Consider the following 9826-nt stretch of genomic DNA (forward strand, 5'->3'; position numbering starts at 1 on the left):
ATGAATTTCGAGTACTGCTTTCATGATTTTCTCCTTTTGATTTATTTTTCTAACTTTAGTATAAGCTATAGAAATCAAAGAAACATCAAGTAATTCTAAAGAGTTTCTAAAGTTTTGTGATTCTTAAAAAAACAAAACCCAGTTGACATGAACTGGGCTTTTTGACTATAAAATATACTTCTCAATGGCACGCGCAACGCCGTCTTCTTCGTTGCTAGCTGTAACGTCATTAGCAAGAGATTTGACATGGTCGCTGGCATTTCCCATTGCAATACCAAGCCCTGCAAACTGAAGCATTTCGATATCGTTATTGGCATCGCCCATGGCCATAATCTCTGAGGGCTCAATCTTCAAAATCGCTGCTAGTCGAGAAAGAGCAGTAGCCTTGGTCGTTCCAAGTGGCATGGCTTCATAAATGACAGGCTGCGAACGAACGCCACTAAATCGTTGGCAGAGTTCCTCAGCAAAACGCCGCTCAAAATCATCTGTTTGCTCTTCGTTGCCCAAAAACATGCCTTGGAACACGCGATACTTACCACTGGTCGCTTCTTCAAGGGAAATTTCAGTCAGGTCTGAAAAGACTAGTTTAGCATCATTTTGAACAATTTCATTTGGCTTGCCACCGAGGACAAAATAATGTTCCTCATCAAAAAGAGTCAACTGGACTTCGCTTTTTTCTGCTAGGTCATAGAGGTATTCGATGTCAGCTGGACTGAGTTCTTGCCAGTCAACTAGACTCCAATCACTGGTCTGGTGAGTTGAACAACCGTTATTAACAATGACATACTCATTTTCTAAGTCAAGACCGAGTTTTTCATAATACGGGAGGACACCAAAAAGTGGGCGACCTGTACAGAGAACCAGTTTGACACCTTTTTCGATAGCTTGGTGAATAGCAGTGATGTGGGCTTGCGGGATTTCCTTGGCTTCGTTAAGGAGGGTTCCGTCCATATCCAAGGCAAGTAGTTTAATCATAAGACTTCCTTCTTTATCTTTTGGTATTATTATAGCATATTTTAGAAAAAATCAGGCTAAAAGTTTAGGGGGTGATTGATTATACAGTTTAGGACCTTTCGATGACAATTCATGATTTGAAGTGGATATTTTGAAAAGATACGCTATACTAAATTTGTGATGCAATCAAGTATTTTGTAAGCTAGTCAAGAAAAACAGAGGATTTAATATGAAAAAAAGGGTTATTCAGATTTTACTAGCATTGTTCTTAATTTTTTACAAATCAACTTGGTTTTGGGGGATTTTCAATCATCTTGCAAAGCCCTATCTACCAGCAAGTCGGGAATTTATTCAGATTCTGCTTTTGATGGAGAGTGGTGTTCTTTTCGTAGCTGTCATCTATCTACTAGTTTTTGCAGGAAAGAAAACTTTTCATTTCAAGTGGAAGCTGAGGTATTTTATTTACCTTTTACTGGGCTACATCATTTCGTATATGTCTGACTTCCTCCTTTCTTATTTTATACCCTCGTCTTCAAATCAAATTTCTTTGAATGAAACGATAGAAATGATGGGGCGGCAGGAGTTGCCCTATTTCTTGCTCATCGTTTGCTTTATAAGCCCCTTTACTGAGGAATTGATTTATCGAGGTGTGCTTATGACAACCTTTTTCAAAAACTCGCCTTGGTACGGAGATGTCTTGCTTTCTGCCATTATTTTCGGTTGTATTCATATCAATTTTGCTTTAACACCTCTTGCCTTTTTCATTTATGCTAGTGGAGGTCTTATTTTAGCCCTATTGTATCGCATGACTAAAAATCTCTACTATCCAATAGTACTTCATACCCTCATCAATATCACTGCCTTCTGGAACTTGTGGTTACTCCTATTTTCAGCCTAAAACAAATGTCGGAAGTTTCCGGCATTTTTCCTTTCAATAGATGAGTTCAACTTATTATTTACAGGAATGCTGGGCTAAAAAATGGTATAATAGAGGCTAATGAAACATTCGAACGAGGCAGAGATGAAATTACTTTACACGGATACACGGACGTCTTTGACAGAAATCTTGACTCAGGAAGCTGAAATTCTGGTTGCTGCTGGCAAGCGGGTCTTTTATATTGCGCCTAATTCTCTTTCTTTTGAAAAAGAACGCGCCGTACTTGAAAGTCTATCCCACCATGCTTCTTTTGCGATTACCGTCACGCGTTTTACTCAGATGGCTCGTTACCTGGTTTTAAATGATTTGCCAGCTAAGACGAGTCTAGATGACATCGGGCTTGGGATGACTTTTTATAAATGTCTTGCAGAATTCGAACCCAAGGATTTACGTGTTTATGGTGCGATTAAGCAGGATCCTCAATTTATCCAACAGCTGATCGAGCTTTACCATGAGTTGATGACTGCTCAGATGAACTTTTTGGACTTGGAAAGTTTAACAGATGAGGACAAGAGAGCAGATTTACTCTTGATTTTTGAGCAAGTGACTGCCTATCTCAATCAAGGTCAGTTGGCTCAGGGAAGTCAGTTGTCCCATTTGATTGAGGCTATTGAGAACGATAAGGTAAGTAGTGATTTTAGTCAAATCGCCTTGGTTATTGACGGTTTTACTCGTTTTTCTGCTGAGGAAGAGCGTGTAGTGGATCTGCTTCATCGAAAAGGTGTCGAGATTGTCATTGGTGCTTATGCAAGCAAGAAAGCTTATAGCAGTCCGTTCACTGAAGGAAATCTCTATCAAGCCAGTGTGGAATTCCTCCATCATTTGGGGGCAAAATACCAATCGCTTGCTCAGGATCGTTCTCAGACTCATGAGAAGATGGATAGTTTTGACAAGGCCTCTCGTTTGCTAGAGTCTTCTTATGACTTCTCAGAACTCACCATGGATATCAATGAGAAGGATAGTGAAAATCTGCAAATCTGGTCTTGTTTGACGCAAAAAGAGGAGTTGGAGTTGGTAGCGCGTAGCATTCGTCAGAAATTACATGACAATCCAGATCTGAGTTACAAGAATTTCCGTATTTTATTAGGGGATGTAGCTTCTTACCAGCTATCGTTGAAAACCATTTTTGACCAGTACCAGATTCCTTTCTATCTTGGTAGAAGTGAATCCATGGCTCACCACCCTTTGGCTCAGTATGTCGAGTCTATTTTGCGTTTGAAATGCTACCGTTTTCGTCAGGAGGATTTGATTAATCTCCTCCGAACTGGTCTGTATACCGATCTTAGTCAGGCTGATATTGATGCTTTTGAGCAATATCTCCGCTATCTTGGCATCAATGGCTTGCCAGCTTTTCAGCAGACCTTTACCAAATCCCATCATGGAAAATTTGATTTAGAGCGTTTAAATGCTCTTCGTCTGCGAGTTTTGGCACCACTTGAAACCTTATTTGCCAGTCGGAAGCAAAAGACTGAAAATCTTTTGCAAAAGTGGAATACTTTTCTAAAAAATGCTGCTTTAAGCAAGCAGATGCAAGAATTGACAGCTACTATGGAAACTCTAGAACAGGAAAGACAAGCCGAAGTTTGGAAGGCCTTCTGCCATGTTTTAGAACAATTTGCGACGGTTTTTGCTGGTTCACAGGTTAGTCTAGAGGATTTCCTAGCCTTGCTCCATTCTGGGATGAGTTTGTCCCAGTATCGCACCATTCCAGCAACAGTGGACACCGTTCTGGTGCAGAGTTACGATCTGATTGCACCTCTGACAGCTGACTTTGTCTATGCCATCGGACTGACTCAGGATCATTTGCCAAAAATAGCGCAAAACACCAGTCTTTTGACAGACGAAGAAAGACAAAGCCTAAACCAAGCAACTGAGGAGGGAGCGCAATTACTGATTGCAAGTAGTGAAAACCTCAAGAAAAATCGCTATACCATGCTTTCCTTAGTCAATGCTGCCCGTAAACAATTGATTTTGTCAGCTCCAAGTCTCCTCAATGAAAATGAGAGCAAGGAATCGGCCTATCTTCAGGAACTGGTGAGTTTTGGATATAGCCGGATAGAGAAGAAGATTCATCAAAAAAGTCTGTCTAAGGATGATATGGGTTCTTATCACAGTCTCTTGTCTAGCTTAGTTGCCTATCATCAGCAGTCAGGTTCTAGTGAAAATGAAAAAGATGTGACCTTTGTCAAGGTTCTAGCGCGTGTGATGGGGAAAAAACTTGATCAGAAAGGTCTTACAAATCCTGCACTCCCAACTAGCCCAAGCAGCAAGCCATTAGAGAAAGAGACCTTGCAGGCTCTCTATCCAGCTGACAAAGAGTTTTACCTGTCTACGTCTGGTTTAACGGAGTTTTACCGCAATGAATACAGCTATTTCCTCCGTTATGTCTTAGGTTTGCAGGAAGAATTTCGCCTTCGTCCTGATGCTCGCAGTCACGGGAATTTCTTGCATCGTATTTTTGAACGTGCCTTGAAAATGCCTGCTGAAAATTCCTTTGACCAACGTTTGGAACAAGCTATTGAAGAAACCAGCCAAGAACGCGAATTTGAGGCTATTTATCAGGAAAGTTTGGAAGCCCAGTTTACCAAGGAAGTTCTGCTTGATGTGGCTCGGACAACTGGTCACATCCTTCGTCATAATCCAGCCATTGAAACCATCCAAGAGGAAGCAACATTTGGTGGTAAAGATCAAGCCTTTATTCAATTGGATAATGGTCGGAGTGTCCATGTGCGAGGCAAGGTTGACCGAATCGATCGTTTGAAAGCTGACGGAGCGTTAGGAGTGGTAGACTACAAGTCTAGTCTGACTCAGTTCCAGTTTCCTCATTTCTTTAATGGGCTCAATTCCCAGTTGCCAACCTATCTTGCTGCCCTAAAAAGAGAAGGGGAACAGAACTTTTTCGGCGCCATGTACTTGGAAATGGCTGAGCCTGTCCAATCTCTGCTGACCGTTAAGAGTTTGGCTGGAGCAGTAGCAGAAGCCAGCAAGTCAATGAAATACCAGGGACTCTTTTTAGAAAAAGAAAGCAGTCATTTGGGCGAATTTTACAACAAAAACAAGGCCAATCAGTTGACAGACGAGGAATTCCAACTTTTACTAGACTACAATGCCCATCTGTACAAGAAGGCAGCTGAGAAGATTTTACAAGGCCAGTTCGCCATCAATCCATACACAGAAAACGGCAGAAGTATTGCCCCGTATGTCCAGCAACACCAAGCCATCACAGGATTTGAAGCCAATTACCATTTGGGGCAAGCCCGTTACCTAGAAAAGTTAGACTTAGCTGATGGCAAGCGCCTGGTCGGAGAAAAGCTCAAACAAGCTTGGTTTGAAAAAATAAGAGAGGAGTTGAATCGATGAAGTCCATTTCCTTTTTAACTGAGGAAGAGATTCAAAAATTGCAAGAAACAGAAGCGAATTCGAGCAAGGTACAAAAGAAAACTGCCGAGCAAATCGAAGCCATCTACACTGCTGGCCAGAATATCCTTGTTTCAGCGTCTGCAGGTTCAGGGAAAACCTTTGTTATGGCAGAGCGCATTCTTGACCAATTAGCACGTGGCGTGGAAATCAGCCAACTCTTTATCTCAACCTTTACTGTCAAGGCTGCTACTGAACTAAAGGAACGTTTGGAGAAAAAAATCAGCCAACAAATCCAAGAAACCGATGATGTCGATCTCAAACAACACTTGGGACGCCAGTTGGCAGATCTGCCAAACGCTGCCATCGGAACCATGGACTCTTTCACACAAAAATTTCTTGCCAAACATGGCTATCTGATTGATATCGCACCGAACTTCCGTATTCTGCAAAATGAAAGTGAACAGTTACTCTTAAAGAACGAAGTTTTTCATCAGGTTTTTGAAGATCATTACCAAGGTGAGAATAAAGAGAAATTTGGTAGCTTGGTGAAGAACTTTACTGGGCGTGGTAAGGATGAACGAGGTCTGCGCCAGCAAGTCTACAAAATCTATGATTTCCTTCAATCCACCAGCAGTCCTCAAAAATGGCTGAACGAGTCTTTTCTCAAAGGGTTTGAAGAAGCTGACTTTGCAAATGAGAAAGACAAACAAACCGAGCAAATCAAGCAGGCGCTTTGGGACTTGGAAAGTTTCTTCCGTTATCATCTGGATAACGATGCCAAGGAGTTTCCCAAAGCTGCCTATTTAGAAGCTGTTCAACAGGTTCTGGATGAAATTGGCTCCTTAAATCAAGAGTCCGATAGCCAGGCTTATCAAGCAGTGCTTGTGCGTATTGTCGCCATCTCTAAGGAAAAAAATGGTCGAGCTCTGGCTAACTCCAGTCGTAAGGTCGATTTAAAACCACTGGCTGATGCCTATAACGATGAGAGAAAGACCCAGTTTGCTAAACTAGGACAACTGGCGGACCAGATAACAATTCTCGACTACCAAGAACGTTATCATGAAGACACCTGGGAGCTAGCTAAAACCTTCAAAACCTTTATGAGTGATTTTGTGGAGGCTTATCGAGAACGTAAACGCCAGGAAAATGCCTTTGAATTTGCTGATATTAGTCATTACACCATTGAGATTTTAGAGAATTTCCCACAAATCCGCGAGGCTTATCAGGAACGATTCCACGAAGTCATGGTCGATGAGTATCAGGATACCAACCACATTCAAGAACGAATGCTGGAATTGCTGTCGAATGGTCACAATCGCTTTATGGTGGGGGATATCAAGCAGTCTATCTACCGTTTCCGTCAGGCAGATCCCCAGATTTTCAATGAGAAATTCCAACGCTATGCGCAAAATCCTCAAGAAGGCAAGTTGATTCTCCTCAAGGAAAATTTCCGTAGTAGTTCAGAAGTGCTGTCAGCAACCAATGATGTTTTTTCACGCCTTATGGACCAAGAGGTCGGAGAAATCAACTATGACAGCATGCACCAGCTTGTTTTTGCCAACACCAAACTAACTCCTACTCCAGACGACAAGGCAGGATTTCTCCTCTACGATAAGGACGACAGTGGGCAAGAGGAAGAAGAAAGTGATGCAGACACGAAACTCACAGGAGAAATGCGCCTAGTTATCAAGGAAATCCTGAAGCTTCATCAAGAAAAAGGTGTTGCTTTTAAAGAAATCGCACTTTTGACCTCCAGTCGCAGTCGAAATGACCAGATTCTCCTCGCTCTGTCTGAGTATGGGATACCTGTTAAAACTGACGGTGAGCAAAACAATTATCTCCAATCTCTAGAAGTACAGGTCATGCTGGACACCCTTCGTGTCATCCACAATCCCCTGCAAGACTATGCCTTGGTTGCCCTTATGAAGTCTCCTATGTTTAGCTTTGATGAGGACGAGTTGGCACGCTTATCCCTTCAGAAATCAGAAGATAAAGTCCAAGAAAATCTCTATGAGAAACTGGTCAATGCTCAAAAACAGGCAACAAACCAGAAAAACTTAATTCATACTGATTTAGCTGAAAAACTAAATCAATTCATAGATATTTTGGATTCTTGGCGCTTGTATGCTAAAACCCACTCTCTCTATGACTTGATTTGGAAGATTTACAACGACCGTTTTTATTATGACTATGTTGGAGCCTTGCCAAATGGTCCTGCTAGACGGGCTAATCTCTATGCCCTAGCTCTGCGTGCCGACCAGTTTGAAAAGAGCAATTTCAAGGGTTTGTCGCGTTTTATCCGTATGATTGACCAAGTCCTAGAAGCTCAGCATGACCTCGCAAGCGTAGCCGTCGCACCGCCTAAAGATGCCGTGGAACTTATGACTATTCACAAGAGCAAAGGTTTGGAGTTTCCTTATGTCTTTATCCTCAATATGGATCAGGACTTCAACAAGCAAGACTCGATGTCAGACGTCATTCTCAGTCGTCAAAATGGGCTTGGTGTCAAATACATTGCCAAAGTGGAAACAGGAGCAGTGGAAGCACACTATCCTAAAACCATCAAACTCTCCATTCCTAGCCTGACCTATACGCAGAATGAGAAAGAACTGCAATTGGCTAGCTATTCAGAGCAGATGCGTCTGCTGTATGTTGCCATGACGAGAGCTGAGAAAAAGCTATATCTTGTCGGTAAGGGTTCTAGTGAAAAGTTAGAAGCCAAGGAATACCCAGCAGCTGAAAGCGGAAAATTAGATAGCAATACCAGACTGCAAGCAAGAAATTTCCAAGATTGGGTCTGGGCTATCAGTAAAGTATTTACCAAGGACAATCTCAACTTTAGCTATCGTTTTGTTGGTGAAGACCAGTTGACTAGAGAAGCTATCGGAGAGTTGGAAAACAAGAGCCCTCTACAAGATAGCTCTCAATCAAGCAACCGCCAGTCAGAAACCATCAAAGAAGCTCTGGAAATGCTGAAAGAGGTGGAAGTTTATAATACTCTTCACCGCGCGGCCATTGAACTACCAAGTGTTCAAACCCCAAGTCAAATCAAGAAATTCTACGAACCCGTTATGGATATGGAAGGGGTAGAAATTGCTAACCAAACCAAGTCATCAGAGAAGAAAATCAGCTTTGATTTACCAGATTTTTCAACTAAAGAAAAGGTAACTGGAGCTGAGATTGGTAGTGCTACCCACGAACTCATGCAGAGAATTGACCTTAGTCAGCAACCAACACTTGCTAGCCTGACAGAAACTCTCAAACAAGTTCAGACTAGTCCAGCTGTTAGGAAAAAGATCAATCTTTCTAAAATTCTCGCATTCTTTGATACAGCACTTGGTCAGGAGATTCTTGCTAATACCGACCATCTCTATCGCGAGCAACCTTTCTCCATGCTCAAGCGAGACCAAAGGAGTCAGGAAGACTTTGTTGTTCGTGGAATTTTGGATGGTTATCTGCTTTATGAGGATCGTATCGTTCTTTTTGACTACAAGACGGACCGCTATGATCAACCAAGTCAACTCATAGACCGCTATTGTGGTCAGTTAGCCTTATACGGAGAGGCTTTATCTCGTGCCTATTCGATTGAAAATATTGAAAAATACTTGATTTTACTCGGTAAAGATGAGGTTCAAGTTGTGAAAGTATAATTTATACTCTTCGAAAATCTCTTCAAACCACGTCAGCTTCACCTTGCCGTAGATATGCTCACTGACTTCGTCAGTCTTATCTACAACCTCAAAACTGTGTTTTGAGCTGACTTCGTCAGTTCTATCTACAACCTCAAAGCAGTGCTTTGAGCAACCTGCGGCTAGCTTCCTAGTTTGCTCTTTGATTTTCATTGAGTATTAGAAAGGAGACCTCATGCCACTTCCAGTTAGAAATCCCTGCACGATGCGGTTTTACAGGCTTCAAAAGCCGATACTTGGGATCAAGCTACCAAGGAATGGAATGAAGTTTCCTTGATTTTTAATGGCATTGGCCGTAGTAATTGTGTCTGCGGGAACGCCATTAAATACGCCTACGAACTCTTTAACGGTGTTACAGGCCAACGCCTCTTTCCGGTCGGGAGTGGCTGGTTGGTTCGTCATTTGATGAAAAAATATGGTTTTCTCGTCTCCCTTGCTAAATTATCGAAAAAATAGATAGGCAATCTTTTCAGATAATTACTTATCTGAGCATCTAATCAACTTTTTCTACAAAATGAAAGCAAAACCTTTGAGTTCGAAATTGCCCCAGAGTCAGAGCGGGCGCGTGACTTTCTAAAAGAATATCTAAAGACCGCCTAGCTATCTTCAGCCCAATCTAGCTGGATTAGAGGTATTTTGACCAACTGCTTTCAACCATTTTTAGATGGATTACTCATATAGAAAGAAAATGGCTCTATAATATCTATAGTGGGTAAATCCACTTTGGAGATTATGGAGCCTTTTTGAGAGTAGAAAAAAAGTTCCATATGACCTATCATGAAAAGCAACCAAACTCACATTAGAAAGGATTCACATGGAACTACTTAAAAATACAACAGATTTAATCGGATTGAAAGATAAAAATATCAAAAATTCTCTTTGTTTT

General features: G+C 41.7%; 4 protein-coding genes and 1 pseudogene. 4 read left to right on the top strand and 1 reads right to left on the bottom strand.

The window, feature by feature from the left end; all coding sequences use genetic code 11:
• Positions 1-165: 165 nt before the first annotated feature.
• The gene (locus tag SORDD16_RS04415; protein WP_061452515.1) at positions 166-975 is read right to left on the bottom strand and encodes a Cof-type HAD-IIB family hydrolase; all 810 of its coding nucleotides are present in this window, start codon (positions 973-975) and stop codon (positions 166-168) included.
• Between the two features lie 208 nt (positions 976-1183).
• Between SORDD16_RS04415 and SORDD16_RS04420 the strand changes: the two genes are divergently transcribed.
• From SORDD16_RS04420 to SORDD16_RS12305, 4 genes and pseudogenes are all read left to right on the top strand, one after another.
• The gene (locus tag SORDD16_RS04420) at positions 1184-1852 is read left to right on the top strand and encodes a CPBP family intramembrane glutamic endopeptidase (protein ID WP_061452516.1); all 669 of its coding nucleotides are present in this window, start codon (positions 1184-1186) and stop codon (positions 1850-1852) included.
• A gap of 123 nt (positions 1853-1975) precedes the next feature.
• Positions 1976-5251, top strand: coding sequence for an ATP-dependent nuclease subunit B (rexB, locus tag SORDD16_RS04425; RefSeq protein ID WP_061452517.1), 3276 nt, complete (start codon positions 1976-1978; stop codon positions 5249-5251).
• Positions 5248-8901, top strand: a complete 3654-nt coding sequence (gene addA, locus SORDD16_RS04430; protein WP_061452518.1) for a helicase-exonuclease AddAB subunit AddA — start codon at positions 5248-5250, stop codon at positions 8899-8901. Before rexB ends, addA begins: the two co-directional genes overlap by 4 nt.
• A 214-nt stretch (positions 8902-9115) precedes the next feature.
• A pseudogene (locus SORDD16_RS12305) lies at positions 9116-9342 on the top strand (hypothetical protein); the annotation flags it as partial.
• Positions 9343-9826: the final 484 nt, after the last annotated feature.

The organism is Streptococcus oralis (assembly GCF_001578945.1).
GTDB lineage: Bacteria > Bacillota > Bacilli > Lactobacillales > Streptococcaceae > Streptococcus > Streptococcus oralis_Q.